The sequence below is a fragment of the Kribbella sp. NPDC005582 genome (assembly GCF_040605415.1).
Lineage (GTDB): Bacteria > Actinomycetota > Actinomycetes > Propionibacteriales > Kribbellaceae > Kribbella.
The window spans coordinates 240419-258590 of record NZ_JBEXCU010000004.1 but is presented as its reverse complement, the minus strand read 5'-3'; the positions used below and the strand labels follow the sequence as shown (position 1 = coordinate 258590).

At 69.6% G+C, this 18172-nt stretch carries 9 protein-coding genes; 7 read left to right on the top strand and 2 right to left on the bottom strand.

Going from position 1 to position 18172, the window contains the following annotated elements; genetic code table 11:
* The first annotated feature begins 12 nt into the window (after window positions 1–12).
* Entirely contained in the window at window positions 13–8040 is an 8028-nt protein-coding gene (locus ABZS29_RS24405; RefSeq protein ID WP_355465566.1) for an amino acid adenylation domain-containing protein, read from the top strand.
* A gap of 384 nt (window positions 8041–8424) precedes the next feature.
* Here ABZS29_RS24405 and ABZS29_RS24400 read toward each other — a convergent pair whose 3' ends face one another.
* Window positions 8425–9342 carry an ROK family protein gene (locus tag ABZS29_RS24400; protein WP_355464852.1) on the bottom strand — a complete coding sequence of 306 codons (918 nt, stop codon included), beginning with the start codon at window positions 9340–9342 and terminating at the stop codon, window positions 8425–8427.
* A 356-nt stretch (window positions 9343–9698) separates the two neighbouring features.
* On the opposite strand from ABZS29_RS24400, the gene ABZS29_RS24395 reads away from it, so the two are divergent.
* From ABZS29_RS24395 to nagZ, 4 genes are all read left to right on the top strand, one after another.
* Window positions 9699–10955, top strand: coding sequence for an aconitase X catalytic domain-containing protein (locus ABZS29_RS24395; RefSeq protein ID WP_355464850.1), 1257 nt, complete (start codon window positions 9699–9701; stop codon window positions 10953–10955).
* 228 nt (window positions 10956–11183) lie between these two features.
* Complete coding sequence (locus ABZS29_RS24390) at window positions 11184–11603, top strand: DUF126 domain-containing protein (protein ID WP_355464848.1); 420 nt, start codon at window positions 11184–11186, stop codon at window positions 11601–11603.
* A complete protein-coding gene (locus tag ABZS29_RS24385) occupies window positions 11603–12523 on the top strand; it encodes a hypothetical protein (RefSeq protein ID WP_355464846.1) in 921 nt (306 codons plus the stop codon). The genes ABZS29_RS24390 and ABZS29_RS24385 overlap by 1 nt, the downstream gene beginning before the upstream one ends.
* Before the next feature lie 33 nt (window positions 12524–12556).
* The gene (gene nagZ, locus ABZS29_RS24380; protein ID WP_355464844.1) at window positions 12557–14068 is read left to right on the top strand and encodes a beta-N-acetylhexosaminidase; all 1512 of its coding nucleotides are present in this window, start codon (window positions 12557–12559) and stop codon (window positions 14066–14068) included.
* Here the strand turns inward: nagZ and ABZS29_RS24375 are convergent.
* Window positions 14052–15290 carry an ROK family transcriptional regulator gene (locus ABZS29_RS24375; protein WP_355464842.1) on the bottom strand — a complete coding sequence of 413 codons (1239 nt, stop codon included), beginning with the start codon at window positions 15288–15290 and terminating at the stop codon, window positions 14052–14054. The genes nagZ and ABZS29_RS24375 overlap by 17 nt on opposite strands.
* Window positions 15291–15382: 92 nt before the next feature.
* Here ABZS29_RS24375 and ABZS29_RS24370 point away from each other — a divergent pair, with 92 nt between their 5' ends.
* Together ABZS29_RS24370 and ABZS29_RS24365 are read left to right on the top strand one after the other, a co-directional pair.
* Window positions 15383–17011 carry a glycoside hydrolase family 13 protein gene (locus ABZS29_RS24370; RefSeq protein ID WP_355464840.1) on the top strand — a complete coding sequence of 543 codons (1629 nt, stop codon included), beginning with the start codon at window positions 15383–15385 and terminating at the stop codon, window positions 17009–17011.
* Window positions 17012–17015: 4 nt separating this feature from the next.
* Window positions 17016–18158 carry a Nif3-like dinuclear metal center hexameric protein gene (locus tag ABZS29_RS24365; protein ID WP_355464838.1) on the top strand — a complete coding sequence of 381 codons (1143 nt, stop codon included), beginning with the start codon at window positions 17016–17018 and terminating at the stop codon, window positions 18156–18158.
* Window positions 18159–18172 lie beyond the last annotated feature (14 nt).

Sequence of the window (18172 nt, the reverse complement as noted above, 5' to 3'; positions counted from 1 at the left end):
GCCGAAACGGGTGTGGACGCAGACGCGTCCTCGGAGCGCTCATCCGAGTCCGCCTCTGCCGAGGCCGAGGCCGAGGCCGCGCCTGCGGAGCCCGAGCCCGAGTCCGAGTCCGGGTCTGCGCCTGCGGAGCCCGAGTCCGCGCCTGCCCAGCCCACGTCGGACACCGCGCCGGACGAGTCCGCCTCCGAGCCGGTGCCTGCACAATCTGCACCCGCCGAGGTCGCGCCCACGGAGTCCGCGGAGTCTGAGACCGAGTCGGCACCCGCCGAGGCCGACTCGACGTCAGCGGAATCCGCAGCCAATGGACTGGAAGCCGCGGCTCCCAGGTCTGTGGAGGCGGTTCCCGCCGAGGGCTCACCCACCGAGCCCGCCGACGCACTCGTGGCGCCCACCTCCGCCGAGCCTGCATCGCCCGAGCCCGCATCGCCAGAGTCCGCACAGCCCGCGTCCGCAGAATCCACGTCTGCAGCATCTGCCGAGCCAGTCGGTGAGCTCGCATCCGCGGCAGGCGATGTGCCCGATGAGTCCACCCTTGCAGGGTCTGAGCCCACCACGGCGGAGCACTCCGAATCCGCGGCACCTTCTGCCGACGCTGGTGCCGTGCCGGCAGACGAGTCGCCGGCCGCAGCTACGCGTGCGGAGGTCGACACTCTCACTGCCGAGTCCGCCGAGTCCGCCGAGTCCGCCGAGTCCGCCGAGTCCGCCGAGTCCGCCGAGTCCGCCGAGTCCGCGCCTGCTGGGTCTGAGCCTGCGACTCCCGAGCGCGCGTCTGCGGAGCTTCAGGCCGACGTACCTGCCGAATCACCAACAAAGTCCGCGGAAACTGCGTCAGCTGAGTCGGCAGAGCCTGCGTCCACGGAGTCTTCGTCGGCCGACGAGACAGAGCGTGTGTCGGTCGAGGCTGCTGACGGCGAGACCGCGGAGCGCGCCGACGCCGAGCTCACTTCGGCGGAGGCGGCTGCAGCCGACGAGTCCGCCGCTGCGGAGTCTGCTGCCGCGACTGTTGAGTCGTCCGAGGCTCCGGCGGCCTCTGCTGAGTTCGCTTCTGTGGAGTCGTCCTCAGACGACTCGTCGGTTGTCTCCGCGGCGGCGCCGGGTGATGCGGATGCAGATGCGGCTGAGTCGGTTGCCGAGTCCGCTGAGCTCGAGCCGGCCGAGCGCGAATCCGCCGAGCCTGTTGATTCCTCTGAGTCTGCGGACGTAGTCGAGCCGGAGTCCGTCGAGGCGGAGTCCGAATCCGCAGACCTGATCGAGCCGAAGTCTGTCGAGCAGCACGAGGCTGAGTTCGCTGAGCTTGAGACGGTCGAGCCCGCATCCGTCGGGGCCGTCGAGCCCGCATCCGCCGAGGCCGTCGAGTCCGAGTCCGCGGACCCGGTTGAACTCGAAGCCACCGGGCAGGTCGAATCCGAGTCCGCAGACGACACGGAGGCGGAGTCCGCCGACCTGGTCGAGTCCGAGTCCACAGGCGACGCCGAGCCGGAGTCCGCCGACGTGGTCGAGTCGGAGTCCGCTGAGCTCGAGCCGGTCGAGACGGTCGAGGCGGAGTCGGCAGATGTGGTCGAAGGGGAGTCTGCCGGGGCGGTTGAGTCCGAGTCTGCAGACGTGGTCGAGGCGGAGTCTGCCGGGGCGGTTGAGTCCGAATCTGCAGACGTGGTTGAGTCGGAGACCGTCGAGCCGGTTGAGTCAGAGGCGACTGAGGCCGGGGCTGTTGAGGCGGTGCCTGCTGCGGCTGCCGAGGCCGCATCCGAGGAGACCGCGTCTGAGAAGTCTGGCTCGGAGGCTGAGGGTGCTGGGGTTGTCGGTGCAGGAGAGGTGGCCGCGGCGGCTGAGGTGTCCGGGGCTGCGGACGCATCTGGTGAGTCTGTGCCTGAGGTTGCCGCAGTAGAAGCTCTTGAGCTTGCGTCCACGGCGTCCTCGGCCGTGCTTGTGGCTCAGCCGCGGGAGGCGGTGGTTGAGCCGGTGGCTGTCGTGGGGCTGGCGGGGCGGTTCCCGGGGGCTGAGACGCTGGAGCAGTTCTGGGACAACCTCCTTGGCGGCGTCGAGAGCGTACGGCGGTTCGCGTCCGAAGACGGGGAGCTGCCCGTCAGTGGCGTGCTGGAGCACGTCGAGTCGTTCGACGCGAAGTTCTTCGGGTTGAGTGACCGCGAGGCCGAGTTGATGGATCCGGCGCAGCGGTTGTTCCTCGAGGTGTGCCACCAGACGCTGGAACACGCCGGGTACGGCGGGACCACCAACCGCGTCGGCGTCTTCGCCGGGTCGGGCATGAACCTCTACAACCGCCAGCCGCAGGCCCGCGACTCGCTCGCGGCCCGCGTGGCGTACCGCCTCGGGCTGACCGGTCCGGCGATCGGTGTGCAGTCGGCGTGGTCGTCGTCGCTCGTCGCGGTGCACCTGGCCTGCCAGGCCTTGCGTTCTGGTGATGCCGATCTCGCGCTGGCCGGAGCATCCGCCGTACAGGTGCCGCAGGCAACGAGTTACCAGCCGGGCCCGGAGTCGATCCTGTCGCCGTCCGGTCATGTGCGCGCGTTCGACGCTGAGGCCGATGGCACGGTTGGCGGCAACGGCGTGGCCGCGGTGCTGCTCAAGCGGCTGGACCAGGCGGTTGCCGACGGCGACACCGTGTACGCCGTCATCCGCGGTACGGCGGTCAGCAGCGACGACACCGCCGGCGGCAACCAGGAGCTGATCGAGCGGGCGCTGGAGCGGGCCGGCTTCGCGGCCGATTCGCTCAGCTACCTGGAGGCGAACGCGATCGGCAGCGCCGCCGCGGACTCTGCCGAGGTGCGCGCGCTGACGACCGCGATGCGGCGGCACACCGACAAGGTGGGCTTCTGCACGATCGGTTCGGTGAAGCCGAACATCGGGCATCTCGACAGCGCCTCCGGCATGGCCGGCCTGATCAAGACGATCCTGATGCTGCAGCACCGGACGCTGGTCCCGACGATCAACTACCGCAAGCCGCACCCTGAGCTTGCCCTCGGCAACAGTCCGTTCGTGGTCGCCACCGAGGCTCGGGACTGGCAGGCCGGTACGACGTTGCGCGCCGGCGTCAGCGCCCTCGACGCGGGCGGGACCAACGCACACGTGATCCTGGAGGAGCCGCCGCGCCAGGTCCGCCGCGGTGACGACGGCCCCGTCGTACTGCCGCTGTCGGCGCCCGACCCGGACGCGCTGACCGACCTCGTCGAGCTGTACCGCGCCGACCTCGACCACGGCACCGGGCATCGCCTCATCGACCTCGCCGGTACGGCGGCGCTCGGCCGACCGCACCATCGGCACCGGATCGCGGTCGCGGGTGCCTCGGAGGCCGAGCTGGTCGACGCACTCGGATCCGCGCAAGCAACCGAGATCCCGCGCGGCGGACCTGGCCCGCTCGGCTATGCGTTCACCGGCCAGGGCGCGGCCCGCCGCGGAATGGCGGCCGGCCTCGCGGCACGGTTCCCGGTCTTCCGGTCGGTGCTCGACGAGTGCGACCGCGTGTACGCCGAGGAGACCGGCGGCAGCCTGCTCGACCTGCTGCTCACTCCGGCCGGTCAGTCGGAGGGCGTCTGGCCGACCGAGACCGCGCAGCCGGCGCTGTTCGCGTTCGAGCTGGCGCTGGCACGGTTGTGGCAGTCGTTCGGTGTGCAGCCGGCGCTCGTCGTCGGTCACAGCGTCGGCGAGTACGCCGCTCTGTGCGTCGCGGAGGCGTTGTCGCTGGCGGACGGCGTACGGCTGACTGCGAAGCGCGGCGAGCTGATGCAGCGTGGGACCGCACCGGGAGCGATGGTGTCGGTGCGCGCGGACGCGGATCGCGTGCGTGAGTTGGCGTTGACGTCCGGCGTGGAGATTGCCGCCGGCAACGGTCCGCAGTCCTTTGTGCTGACTGGTTCTGAGGTGATCGTCGGGCAGTTGGCCGAGCAGCTCGATCAGTTGCAGGTCGCGTGGCAGCGGCTGGATGTTGATCGTGCGTTCCACAGTTCGCTGGTGGATCCGATCCTGGCGGACTTCGCGACGATCGTCCGCGGGATCACGCTGAAGCCGTTGCGGACGCCGATGGTCTCGAGCTGGTCGGGCGAACTGCTCGAATCCGGCACGGTGCTGGACGGCGACTACTTGGTCGGTCAGCTGCGGCAGCCGGTGCTGTTCGGGGATGCGGTCGAGGCCGTGACCGCGGCTGGGTGCCGACGGTTCCTGGAGCTCGGACCGGATGCCGTGCTGAGCCCGGCCGGGCGGCGGATCGCGCCGAACAGCACCTGGATTCCGGCGCAGCGTCTCGGTCAAGACCCGGTGCTGGCGACGATGAACGGGCTGGCCGAGCTGTACGAGCAGGGCACCGAGATCGCGTGGTCGAAGGTCTACGCGTACGGCGGTCGCGTGCCGCTGCCGACGTACCCGTTCCGTCGGGTGCATCACCCCGTCGACACATCGTCGTCCGCTGCGCCTGCTGTTGCGGCGGAGGGCGCCGTACGGGGGCATGTGAGTGCGTTCGAGCGTGCTGCGCGGGCGCAGGCGATCGGGTTCGCGCCGTCGAGTGCTGCGGTGAAGCGGATTCCGCTGGATCCGCCGGCCGAGGTGGCCGAGGTTGCCGCGGTCGAAGAGAACGCGGAGCTGGAGGAGTCGCCGTTCGCGCTGCCCGAGGAGACGCATTCGGTCGACGCGGACTACCTGGCGCAGGCGGGGTCGCTGTCGGGTGACGAGGTGTCGGCTGAGCGGTACCGCGAGTCGCTTGATGCTGTGCTGGATCTGACGTGCGATGTACTGCGGCTTGATCCGTACGACTTGACGGTCGATCACACATTCGCGGAGCTCGGCGGTACGGCGGAGTCGATGGCACCGGTGATCGACCGGATCAACGAGCAGTTCTCGGTGGAGTTGTCGGCGGAGACGCTGTTCTCGTCGTACACAACTCCGCACAAGCTCGCCACGGCGGTCGCGATCCAGACCACGCGGGCCGACGACGTTGCCGAGAGCAACGAAGCTCCGACAGAGGAAGAGGCTCCCGTCGAGGAGGCAGCGGAGATCGCCGAGCCGGTGGAGATCGCCGTCTCACAGGTCGAGCCGGCTGGTGACTCCGAACGCGCTCCCGAGCCCGATGCGCGCGTCGCTCTCGCGGTGCTCGGTACCGGTCTTGCCGAGCTGGCCGCCCGGGTCGAAGAGGCTGCCACCGCCACCGGCGCTGCCGATCTCCCCGGCAGCGGCGTAGCCGCCCTCATGTCGCAGCAGTTGCGGGTCGCCGGGCAACTCGTCGACGGCGTGACGCAGCTGATGCGCGAACAACTAGCTCTGCTGAGCGAAACCGGTACGACGACCGAGCCGGCACCCAAGGCCGACCCGACGAGCAGTCGAACCCCTGGCGAGACCGTGGCTGACGCTACGTCGGAGGACGGCGAGCCGAGTGCTGCGGACACCACATCGGGATCCGAGGCTGCCGCCGTACCGGCAGCTGACGGCATCACGTCCGAGCAGACTGGTGACGTGGAGGAGCCGACAGTTGCCGGCTCCGGTGAGACTTCCACGGACGGTCCGGCTGACGACTCTGCGTCCGCGCACACCGATGACGTGCGGGAGACAGCAAGCCCCGAATCTCCCGTAGACGCCGAGGTTGCCGTCAGCGACGAGGACGCGGTTGTTGCACCGGAAAGTGATGAGGGAGCGGTTGACCCCGGCAGCCCGCCGACCGACCTAGCAGCTGCATCCGCCTCCAGTGCTGCCCCCTCGGACGGCGGCGTCGTACGCGCCGTAGAGATCCTCCACCCCGACGGCCGAGTCGGCGAACTCCGCCGGGTCGTCGTCGAGGGCGACATGGCCCCCGCGCTCGGCGGCCGGCGACGCGACGTCGGCTACTGGCAGGTCGCCCTGGCCGGCGCCGAGCCCCTCGTGCTTCCTGCCGATGGCAGCCGACGCGGCGAGGTCGCCTCGGTCAAGCTCGAACTCGAGGACGAGCTCGGCGACGCCGTGTTCGTGTTCAGCCGGGAGCGCAAGGTCAGTCCACTGATGACCATGCTCGCGGCCGTCGGCACTGTGCTCGGGCGCTTCACCGCGCAGGAGGACGTGACGATCGGCTCCGCGCTGGTCCGCCCGCAGGGCGACACCTCCGCGGGGGGCCGCCAGGCGTTGCCGATCCGCATCGACCTCTCCGGCGAACCCGACCTCGGCGAGCTCGCGCACCGCGTGCGCGACGTGACGACCGGAGCGTTCGACCACGCAGGCACAGATCTCGCGATCCTCCAGCGCGACCCGCTCTTCCAGGTGCTGGTCGAGTTCGAGGACGGCGACGAGGACCTGCCCGAACCGCTCGACCTCCGCCTCCGCCTGACCCACCACGGCGCCGGCATCACCTGTACGGCGGACTACCGCGCCGGACTGTTCCACCGGAGCACGATCGACCGGCTGCTCAACTACCTGCAAGCGGTGTTGCGCAGGGCAACGGCTGAGCCGCGGCTTCGTCTTCCCCAGTTGATGATGCCGATCGCCGCCGACCTCGAAGCCCTTCGCCGGCTGGAGGGCGACCTCGAGCCCGTCGGCCCGATCGGCCGCGGTCGCCGCGACGCGGTGGTCGCCGGTGAACTGAGCGGACTCCACACCCTGTTCGAGCAGCAGGTCGCGCGGACTCCGGACGCGGTCGCGCTGATCCAGGGCCACCGCGAGCTCACGTACGCCGAGCTCGAGCGCCGCGCCAACACGGTCGCCTGGCAGCTCACGGATCTCGGCGTGAAGCCGGGTCAGCTTGTTGCGGTGAGAGTTGCCCGCGGCACCGAACTGGTCGTCGCCGTACTCGCGGTGCTCAAGGCGGGAGCGGCGTACCTGCCGCTGGATCCCGGCGTTCCGGAGTCGCGCTGGGCGTTCATGGTGAAGGACGCATCTGCAGTCGCGCTCGTCGGAGACGACGCCGCGCTGGCCGACCGGCTTGGACTGCGGCTCGTTCCAGTGGCCGCAGGCGATGGCGATCCGCGCTCGCGGCAGGCGCCGCCCGTCCAGGCGGCGGCCGATGATGTTGCCTACTGCATCTACACGTCGGGATCGAACGGGAACCCGAAGGGCGTCCTCGTCCCGCATCGCGGCCCGGTCAACCTGGTTCGGCATTACCTGCGGACCCGCGCCTCGCTGCGGACGCTGCAGTGGACGTCGTTCGGCTTCGACGTGCATGTGCAGGAGATGTTCACCGCGCTCGCGTCCGGCTCGGCGCTGGTGCTGATCGGTGAGGACGACCGGTACGACCCGGACGCGGTCATCTCGGCGCTGCGTGACCACGGGGTCGAGCGGCTGTTCATGGCGTTCAGTCCGCTGACCGCCTTGCTGGCGACGATGCGCCGGCTGCCCGAGCTGCCCGCGCTGCGGGAGATCGTCGCGGGTGGCGAGGCGATGGTGCTGACGCACAAGGTGCGGGACTTCCTCGACGCACACCCGGAGTGCCGGCTGTACAACGAGTACGGCCCTGCGGAGGCGTCGATCGTCGCCACGATCCACGAGGTCGACCCGACCGAGGACCGGCCGTCGATCGGTCGTCCGGTCGACGGCGTCGCCGTACGGCTGCTGGACCAGGCGCTGCGCCCGGTCCCGGTCGGCGGTGTCGGCGAGATCCACCTCGGTGGCGCGGCCGTTGCCCAGGGCTACCTTGGTCGTCCGGACGAGACCGAGCGCGCGTTCGTCCCGGACCCGGCCCACCCGGGCGGCCGGCTGTACCGCAGTCGCGACCTCGGCCGCTGGCGTCCTGACGGCATGCTGGAGTATCTCGGTCGTGCCGACGACCAGGTCAAGATTCGTGGTCACCGCGTTGAGCCGGGCGAGACCGAACACGTCCTCGCCGACCAGCCCGGCGTGATCGACGCCGTCGTCATCGCGCTGTCCGACCACGGCGGCGACACCTGCCTGATCGGGTACGTCGTCCTCGAGGACAGCGACCCCGCCGTACTGGCCCGGCTGATGCTCGACCTGGGCAAGGAACTCCCGATCTACCTGGTCCCCGCCGACCTGATTCCGATCGAGGAGCTCCCGCTCGACGACAACGGCCGCCTGGACCGCACGCGCCTGCCCGAGCCGGAGTGGCTGAACCCCTAAGCGGGCTGTGGGCAACGGCCTGCGGATCGCCGGCTGAGCAGGCCCGGAGCGGTGGAGCGGTCCTCCACCCTCCTGAGGACCGGTCGCACTGCGGGCCACTCGATCAGCGGCCTGACAAGCGAGGGCGGCGGAGAGATTTCCTCTCCGCCGCTCACGCGTTCGGTCGGTCCACGGCCCCCCATCGACCGACCTTGCTCGGCTGGTCCAGGTCCCCCCTTGACCAACCTTGGATGACGTGCCCCCACCCCATCCATCCGTTGCATCGTGGGGGAAGGGCCCGCCGTTACACAGATTGAGCAATTCAGTAAGAATTGCGCAAAGATGCGCAGGAGAAGCCTTCCCAACGCACGGCGCTGTGCGGACTACGGCGAATTAGTTGCCAGGTCAGCGGATCGAGGACCACGCCTGGTGGGCGGCGCCGAGCAGGCCGGCGTTGGCCAGCTGCGCCGGTACGACGCTGAGGTCGGCAACGAACGGCAGTTGAGCCAGCCGCTTCACCCACGCCTCGAGCGGGTCGAACAGCACTGGCCCGGCCTTCGACACCCCGCCACCGATCACGACGGTGGTCAGGTCGACCGTGACCGCGGTCGCGACAATGCCGGCTGCGAGCGCCTGCGCGCCGTCGTCGAAGATTGCCAGCGCGATCTCGTCCCCGGCCGCCGCATCCGCGGCCAGTACGGCGGCATCCACGACCTCGTCGGTCCGCCAGCCCCGGCGCTGCGCCCGGGCGACCATCCGCGGACCGCTCGCGTATGTCTCGACGCATCCGTACGAGCCGCAGGCGCAGCTCTCGCCGTTCTGATCGACGACGACGTGGCCGATGTGGGCGGCGTTCCCGGACTGCCCCAGCAAGGGCCTCCCGTCTACGACCAGTCCACCGCCGACGCCGGTCGACACCACGATGCCGAGCAGCGTCTGCACGTCCCGCCCAGCGCCGGTCCAGAACTCACCCAGCGCGAAGCAATGCCCATCCACCCCAAGAGTCACCGGTACGTCGACCAGCGCGCGCACCCGGTCGACCAGTGGGAAGTTGCGCCAGCCGGTGATGTTCACCGGCGACACAAGTCCGTGAGTGGCGTCGAGCGGCCCGGCCGAACCGATCCCCACGGCCAGCGGTGACGCATCGCCGAGCACTCGCCCCACCAGCTCACCGAGCGCCGCGAACACCTGGTCCGCGTCCCCGGCCGGTGTGGCGATCCGGTCCTCGATCACGATCGTCCCGTCGGCGGACACGAGAGCGGCGGCCATCTTCGTGCCGCCGATGTCGATCCCGAGAACCGTGCTCACCGTGTCGTCGCTCATCGTCCCCCCGCCAGTCGCCGAACCAGTGCCCGTTCCGTCCCGTCATGGCCGCGCGGGGAGCGAGTGGCGAGCCGGGCAGGGGAGAGGCCCTCGTGCGCGCCGGGGTGCGGCGCGGTCGGGTGGCGGTTCTGCTCGGTCACGTGTCGGGCTCCGTCAGGGGCGGTCGAGGTCGAGAGACAACGTTATCTGTAGTCGGCCGGATCGGCGAGGGGTGATTCGGGCGAATCTGCGCGGAACCTGCATAAAGACCCTTGCGTAATCCCTCAATGCGGCCTGACAACGATACCCCTGGAAGGGGTTCTAGAGGCTCGGTGTCACGCTCTGGGAGCGGTAGCATGCGCATGCTGGGAGGCCCGATGAACGACGTGGCACTGACCTCGGAGGAGCGCGAACTCCTGGCTGGCGCGGCCGGTCCTGCCGTCGCTCTGGCGATGCGCCTGATCACCGAACTGGCCCGGACACTCGGCGCGCGCTCGCTGATTCCGATCACGTCCGCGCACGTCGACGGCTGCCTGCACCACGGTCAGGCCGGACTCGACTTCGCGGAGCGCCTCGTCGAGCTGGGCGGCCAGGTCGTCGTACCGACCACGCTGAATGTCGGCTCCCTCGACCTGCTGCACCCCGGGCTCGTCCGCCTCGCCGGCTCCGAACGTCGCGACGCTCGGCGGCTCATGGACGCATACACCGCGCTCGGCGCCGCGCCGACGTGGACCTGCGCGCCGTACCAGGACACCCAACGCCGCCCCGGCTTCGGCGAACACATCGCCTGGGCCGAGTCCAACGCGATTGCCTTCGCGAACTCGGTCCTCGGTGCCCGCACCGACCGGTACGGCGACTTCGTCGACATCTGCGCCGGGCTCACCGGGCGAGCGCCGTACGCGGGTCTGCATCTGGATGCGAACCGTCGTGCCCGGATCGAACTCGACCTCAGCCCTCTGCCCGCCCACACCCTCCGGATGGCCGCCGCCTGGGCCGCCCTCGGTCACCTCACCGGCAAGCTCGCCGCCGACCGCGTCCCGCTGCTGACAGGCTGGTCCGAGCCTGTCCCCGAAGACCACCTGAAGGCCTTCGGTGCGGCAGCCGCCTCCCGCGGTGGTATTGGCCTCTTCCACGTCGCCGGTACGACGCCCGAGGCCGGGGGACAAGGTGCCTCGGTCGAGGAGGTCCACCGAATCACGCCGGCCATGCTGCGAACCGCCCGTGACGAACTCTCCAGCCCGGCACCAGGTCCCCTCGACGCCGTGAGCATCGGCACCCCGCACCTGTCGGTCGCCGAATTCCGCGAGCTCGCCGACCTCGTCCGTACCGGTGGCCCCATGGCACCCACCGTCGAAGTCTGGGCCGCCACCAACCGCGCCACCGCAGCAGTTGCCCAAAGCAACGGTTGGCTGGCCGGCCTCGAGTCCGCCGGCATCCGCGTCCTCGTCGACACCTGCACCTACGTGACCTCTGTCCTCAACCCGCGAACCCGCCACGTGATGACCAACTCCGCCAAATGGGCCTGGTACGCCCCCGTCAACCTAGGCGTCCAAGTAACCTTCGGCTCCCTCGCCGACTGCCTCACCTCAGCCCGAGCCGGCAAAGTCACCCGAGACGAAGCCTCCTGGCGCTAGCCGTCCTTGGGGTGGAAACCAGCGCCTCCGCGAGCGTCGGTGCGACCTTGAGCACGACTCACCATGTGCTCTGCCACAGCGTGGTCGATGGGTGCTCAAGGTGAGGTGCGTCTCGCGACCTTGGGCACGGTTCGGGCTTCGTGTGGCCGGAGGGTGGTTGATGGGTGCTCAAGGTGGGTGACGCGGTGGGGGTGTACGTCTTGTCGGTCGCGCGGGGGAGGATGAGGCATGGGCGTTGTGCGGGGGCGGGGGTTGCGAGCCGGTACGGCGGTTGGGCGGGTGCTGGTGTTGGGGGAGGCGTTGTCGTTGTGGGGTGGCGCTGATGCTGCGACCGGGGTGATCACGGATGAGCGGCATCCGCGGTGGGGCGAGAAGCTTGGTGGGCGGGTGGTGGTGATGCCGGGGAGCCGGGGGTCTTCGTCCAGTGCGAGTGTGTTGGCGGAGATGTTGCGGGTGGGGGTGGGACCGGCTGCGATCGTGTTGCCGCGGGCGGATCCGATCTTGGTGGTGGGGACGTTGGTGGCGGAGGAGCTTTACGGGCTTGGGATTCCGATCGTGGAGCTGACTGAAGTTGGTGAGTTGCGGGAGGGAGTCGCGGTTCGGGTGACTGTGGTGGGTGCGGATGCCGTGATCGAGGAGGAGTGGTGATGGTCAGGCAGTTCTCGGGGGAGGACGTACTGGCGGTGCCGGCCAAGGAGATTGTCGAGGGGATTCGACGGGCGGCAACCGACCGGCAGACGCTGGAGCGGAGTGTGGCTCGGTCTGGGTTTGCGGCGCCTGGAGGTGAGCTGTTGTTGATGCCGGCGGCCGATGACCGGTTGACGGGGGTGAAGCTTGCGACCATCGCGCCGGAGAATCCGGCGGTCGGACTGCCGCGGGTGCAGGGCGTGTACGTGTTGTTCGACTCGACGACGTTGACACCGGTCGCGGTGATCGATGCGGTGGAGTTGACGGCAGTGCGGACTGCTGGAGTGTCGATGGTCGGCATCGCGGCGCTGGGCGGTGCAACCAGGCGCACTGCGATTGTCGGGACGAGTGTGCAGGCGCGGGCGCATCTGCGGATGCTGGTCCAGCTCGGGTGGTGCACCGACTTCACCATCCACGGACGCCGTACCGAGGCCGTCGACGCACTGGTCGCCTACGGTCGATCCCTCGGCGCCCAAGCAGAGCCTGGTACGACGGACGACCTCACCCAAGCCGGACTCGTCATCTGCTGTACGTCGGCCGCCACGCCGGTCGTGCCGGACACCCTCGCGGCGGATGTGATCGCGGTGGCCGTCGGTTCACACACGCCGACCGCGGCCGAACTCCCGGCTGGTCTCTTCAAGGACGCCCAGGTCGTGGTCGAGTCCAAAGCGGTCGCAATCGCTGAGGCCGGCGACGTGATCCAGGCGATCGCGGCAGGCACGCTCCCGCCGGACGCGGCAGTCGAACTCCACCAAGTGCTGAGTGGCGACGTACCGATCGACCGGACGAAGAGGCGAATCTTCAAGTCGGTCGGCATGGCTTGGCAGGACCTCGCCGTGGCGACCGCTCTTTTTGAGAGTGAGATTTCGGAAAGGGGCTAGCGAATCACACCAGTGGCGCGAGAGGCTGTGGCCATGAGCTCCCTTGACCGTGATGCCGCCGGCGCGCTGATCGTCGGCTTCGCCGGGACGACCGCGCCTGACAACCTGCTGAAGGCAGTCGCCGACGGGCTGGGCGCCGTCATCCTGTTCACCCGGAACGTGGCCAGCACCGACCAGGTGCGCGCGCTGACCAGCAGCCTGCGGGCGGCGCGGCCGGACGTGATCATCGCGATCGACCACGAGGGCGGCGAGTTCAGTCATCTGGCGCCGGCCAACCCGTGGCCGCTCGCGTCGCCGCGGACGCTCGGCGATCTGGACGATGTGGACCTGACGAGGGCGTCGGCGCGGGATGCGGCCGCCACGCTGGCGTCGCTCGGGATCGATCTGATGCTCGCGCCGTCGGTGGACGTGAACAGCAACCCCGCCAACCCGATCATCTCGACCCGCTCCTTCGGTACGACGGCCGATCGGGTCTCGCGGCATGGGGTCGCGTTCGTCGAGGGCGTGCTGGAAGCCGGGATCGCGCCGTGCCCGAAGCACTTCCCGGGGCACGGTGACGTCGCCACGGATTCGCACCTCGACCTGCCGCGGGTGGATCGGTCGGCCGACGAGGTGCAGGCGGTCGAGCTCGCGCCGTTCAAGGCGGCGATCGCGGCCGGCGCCGACGTCATCATGAGTGCGCACATCGTCTTCTCCGCGTACGACGACCAGCCGGCCACGCTGTCGCATCGAATCCTGACCGGGTTGCTGCGTGAGGAGTTGGGCTTCACCGGCGTGATCACCACGGATGCCCTGGAGATGCAGGCGATCACGAAGACGCAGTCCATCGAGGATGCGGCGGTGGCATCGATCCGGGCCGGCGCCGATCTGGCGATGATCGCGGTCGGTGCGGCCGATCCGCAGGCGCTGACCCAGCACATTGTCGATGCTGTGGGCAACGGTTCGCTGCCGGCCGAGCGGGTTGCGGATGCGGCCGCGCGGGTGCGGGCGTTGGCTGCTTCACTCGCCGAGCGGAAGCGGCAGACCGCGTTCGACGGTGCCGCGATCCGCGAGGTGGCCGAGCGGGTGGTGGCCGAGCAGACCTTCCCTGCGCTCGGCGCGACGCCGTACGTGATCGATCTGACGCAGGGACTGCACCCGGCGTGGTACCCGTATTTCAGTGGGCTGCCGGAGCTCTTCGCGAAGATCGCGCCGGGGTCCGATGGGGTGGTGCTGCGTGATCAGCATCGGCTGTCGGAGAAGGAGGCTGCGCTGTTCGAGGAGCAGCACGCGGAGGGTGAGCAGCCCGACGATGCGCTGAGCAAGGCGGCGGCAGCTGCGCAAGGTCGGCCGCTGGTGATCGCCGTACAGGACGCTGGGCGGACGCCGTGGATCCGGGAGGCGTTGGAGTTCCTGCTGCAAAGGCGTGACGACGTTTTCGTGCTGTGCACGGGGATTCCGGAGGATCAGGCGCTGGTGCCGGAAGGGGTGCCGTCGGCAACTACTTCGGGCCGGAACGTGATCGTGCTGGAGGCGGTCGTGCGGGCGCTCACCCGGGACGCGTGAGCTCCAGGTCGAGCGCGTGCTGCTCGACGTAGTTGAGTGCGTGGCGGACGGCGCCGACGGAAACGATCGCGTCGCCGAGCGACGACACCGCCACGCGCGGCGGCGTACTGGTGTAGTCGGCCAGCTGCTGCTCGATCTCCGGCAGCAGCTGCCGCGCCGCCTCAGCTACCGCGCCACCGAGCACAACCAGCTCCGGATTGACCAGAATCGCCAACGTGGCGACGACGCGAGCGGTCCGCGTCGCGACCGACCGAAGGATGCCCAAGGCAACTTCATCCCCGTCCGAGGCTGCCGCGAAGACCTGCTCCGCGGTGATCGCGGTGGTGGGAGGAAGGGGCGCGGCGCCTGCCGGCTGGTCGCCCACCAAGGCGCGCAGGCTGGTTCGGGTCGCTGGGTCAGCGAGCAGCTGTGCGGCTTGGTCGCGGACGATCCGGGCGATGCCGTGCGTGGTGCCGACACCTTCGACCAGCTTGAGATACAGCATCTCGCCGGCCCCACCGCGGCTGCCATGAAGCAGCCGGCCGGAATCCATCAAGCCCGAACCGAAGCGCTCACCAGCCAGCAGCACAGCCAGGTCGTCGACGCCTTGACCTTCGCCGCGCCAGTGCTCACCCAGTACGGCGAGATTGGCGTCGTTCTCGAGCAGTACGGGCCAACCGTGAAGTTCGGTCAACTGCGACCCGAGACCAGTGTCGAAGCGGCGCCAGAACTCGTCGTCGACCAGGATGTTCCCCGCCCGATCGACCGGAGCAGCAACACCGGCACCGGCAGCAAGCACCTGCGAGTCCGCGATCCCGGCAGCAGCCAACGCCTCGACCACAGCCTCATGAACGAGCGCCGTCCGCTCGGCCGGCGTCTTCACCGCCGACAGCGATCGACCGGCCTTGGCGACGGTCTCGCCACGGAGATCGGCCAGCAGCACAGTCGTGCGCCCGGCGCCGATGTCGATGCCGAGCACGTACCCGGCCCGGCTGTTGAACTCGAAGCGCCGTGACGGCCGCCCGACCGAGCTGTCGTCGCGGCCGGCCTCGAGCTCGACGACCCAGCCCATCTCGATCAGGTCGTTGCAGACCGCGTGCACGGTGGCGCGGGTCAGGCCGGTGGCCTGGATGAGGCCGGTACCGGTCATCACGCCGGCGCTGGAGAGGATGCCGAGTAGCTTGCCGGCGTTGACCCGGCGGAGCAGCGCCGGTGTCGCGGCGATGGCCGGAGCGCTCGTCATCGTAATCCCCCTTGACCTTCCTGCGGCTGCGCGCGCAGAATACTGCAGAACCTAAATTTAGATTCTATATTTAATCACAAAGTGAGGCACTTGTGACCAGTCCGCAGACGACCGACCCCGACTGGTGGCGGCAGGCCGTCGTCTACCAGATCTATCCGCGCAGCTTCGCCGACTCCGACGGCGACGGCGTGGGTGACCTGCAGGGCATCATCAGCCGCGTCCCGTACCTGGCCGACCTGGGCATCGACGCCGTCTGGCTGAGCCCGTTCTACCCGTCCGCGCTGGCCGACGGCGGGTACGACGTCGACGACTACCGCAACGTGGACCCGCGACTCGGGACGCTCGACGACTTCGGCCGGCTGGTCGAGGCGCTGCACGCGGCGAACATCAAGCTGATCGTCGACATCGTGCCGAACCACACCTCCGACCGGCATGTCTGGTTCCAGGAGGCGCTCGCCGCCGAGCCGGGGTCGCCGGCCCGGGAGCGCTACATCTTCCGCGACGGTGACGGCGACCAGCCGCCCTCGGACTGGGACTCGATCTTCGGTGGCTCCGCCTGGGCTCAGACCCCGGACGGCCAGTGGTACCTGCACTTGTTCGCGGCCGAGCAGCCCGACCTGAACTGGGCGCACCCCGAGGTCCGCGAGGACTTCCTGACCACACTGCGGTTCTGGTCCGATCGTGGGGTCGACGGCTTCCGTGTCGACGTCGCCCACGCCCTGGTGAAGGACCTGGCCGAGCCGTTCAAGTCCAAGACCGAGCTGCCCCGGATGTCCGAGTCGAACGGCATCCATCCGCTGTTCGACCGCGACGACGTCCACGAGATCTATCGCGAGTGGCGCACCGTACTGAACGAGTACGACCCGCCGCGGTCGGCGGTGGCGGAGGCGTTCGTCCCGGCCGCTCGCCGCGCGCGGTATGCGAGCGCGGACGGGCTCGGGCAGGCGTTCAACTTCGACCTGCTGCAGGCCGACTGGGACTACGACAAGTTCCGGCAGGTGATCGAAGAGAACCTCGCACTCGCCGACCAGAACGGTTCGTCGTCGACCTGGGTGTTCTCCAACCACGACGTGGTCCGGCACGCGACGCGGTACGGGCTGCCGAAGGACCCGACCGGGCGTTGGCAGGACGGCAAGGCGTGGCTGCTCAGCAACGGCACCGAGCCGACGGTCGACGTCGAGCTCGGCCTGCGCCGGGCGCGCGCCGCCGTACTGCTGATGCTGGCGCTGCCGGGGTCGGCGTACCTGTACCAAGGTGAGGAGCTCGGTCTGCAGGAGGTCGGCGAACTGCCCGCGGCCAACCTGCAGGACCCGGCGTACTTCCGCTCCAAGGGTGCCGAAAAGGGCCGCGACGGATGCCGGGTACCGCTTCCGTGGACGATCGGTGGGCTGTCGTTCGGCTTCGGGACCGGCGGCGCGCATCTGCTGCAGCCGAAGTGGTTCGGCGCCTACTCGGTCGAGGCGCAGGACGGCGACCCGGAGTCGACGCTGAGCCTCTACCGCAAGGCACTCGCGGTCCGGCGTGGTCTCCAGACGGCCAACTCGCTGACCTGGAACGACGGCGTCGAGGGGGTGCTGCACTTCACCCGTCCGGGCGGATGGCAGTCGATCACCAACTTCGGCCAGGCACCGATCGAGCTGCCCGACGGAGCAGTCGTGCTGTCCAGCGGCCCGCTCGAAGGCGCCAAACTCCCCGGCGACACCACCGCCTGGCTGATCTAGCAAGATGGGCCTCGTGAATCCGAGGCTCGCCGACGTCATCGCCGTACTCGACCGGTTGTACGACCCGTCCTGGGCTGAGTCCTGGGACGCGGTCGGACTGGTGACGGGCGACCCGGACCAGCCGGTACGGCGGGTTCTGTTCGCCGTGGACCCGATGCGGGAGGTGGTGGACGAGGCGATCGCGGGGGAGTTCGACCTGCTCGTCACCCACCACCCGCTGTTGCTGCGTGGCGTGAACAGCGTGGCCGCGACGACGCCGAAGGGCCGGGTCGTGCACGACCTGATCCGGAGCAACACCGCGCTGCACGTCTGCCACACGAACGCCGACAACGCGAACCCTGGCGTCAGCGACGCCCTGGCCGCCGCGCTCGGTCTGCAGGACACTCGCCCGCTGAATCCCATGCCGGAAGATTCGCTGGACAAGCTGGTGGTTTTCGTCCCGACCGAGCACACCGAACCCCTGCTCGACGCGCTCGCAGCCGCCGGCGCCGGCCAGATCGGCAACTACGACCGCGCCGCGTGGACCTCGACCGGCGAAGGCACCTTCCGGCCCCTCGACGGTGCCACACCTACAACGGGTCGCGTCGGTCACGTGTCGCGCGTTGCGGAGACGCGGCTCGAGATGATCCTGCCTCGGCACAAGCGTCGCGCGGTCGTCGAGGCGCTGAAGGCCGTGCACCCGTACGAGGAACCGGCGTACGACGTCTACGAACTCGCCGCCCTCCCCGGCAACCGCGGTGGGGGACGGATCGGCGTACTGGCGGAGCCGCTCCCACTGAAGCAGTTCGCGCAGCTGGTCGCGGACAAGTTGCCGCGGACCGAGCACGGGGTGCGGGTCTCGGGCGATCTCGAACGCCTGATCAGCAGCGTCGCGGTGGTCGGGGGAGCGGGCGACTCGGAGTTCGCCAAGGTGCGCGCGGCCGGCGTCGATGCCTACGTGACCGCCGACCTGCGGCACCACCCCGCGACCGAAGCGCAGGCGTACGACGGCGGCCCAGCCCTGGTCGACGTCGCCCACTGGGCCAGCGAATGGCCGTGGTTGCGGGACGCCGACCGCCTCCTGCGGCAAAACCTGGCGGCGCAAGGCAGTACCGTAGACACTCACATCTCGACGCTCTGCACCGACGCATGGAATCTGCGGCTCTGAGCGCAAACTGAACG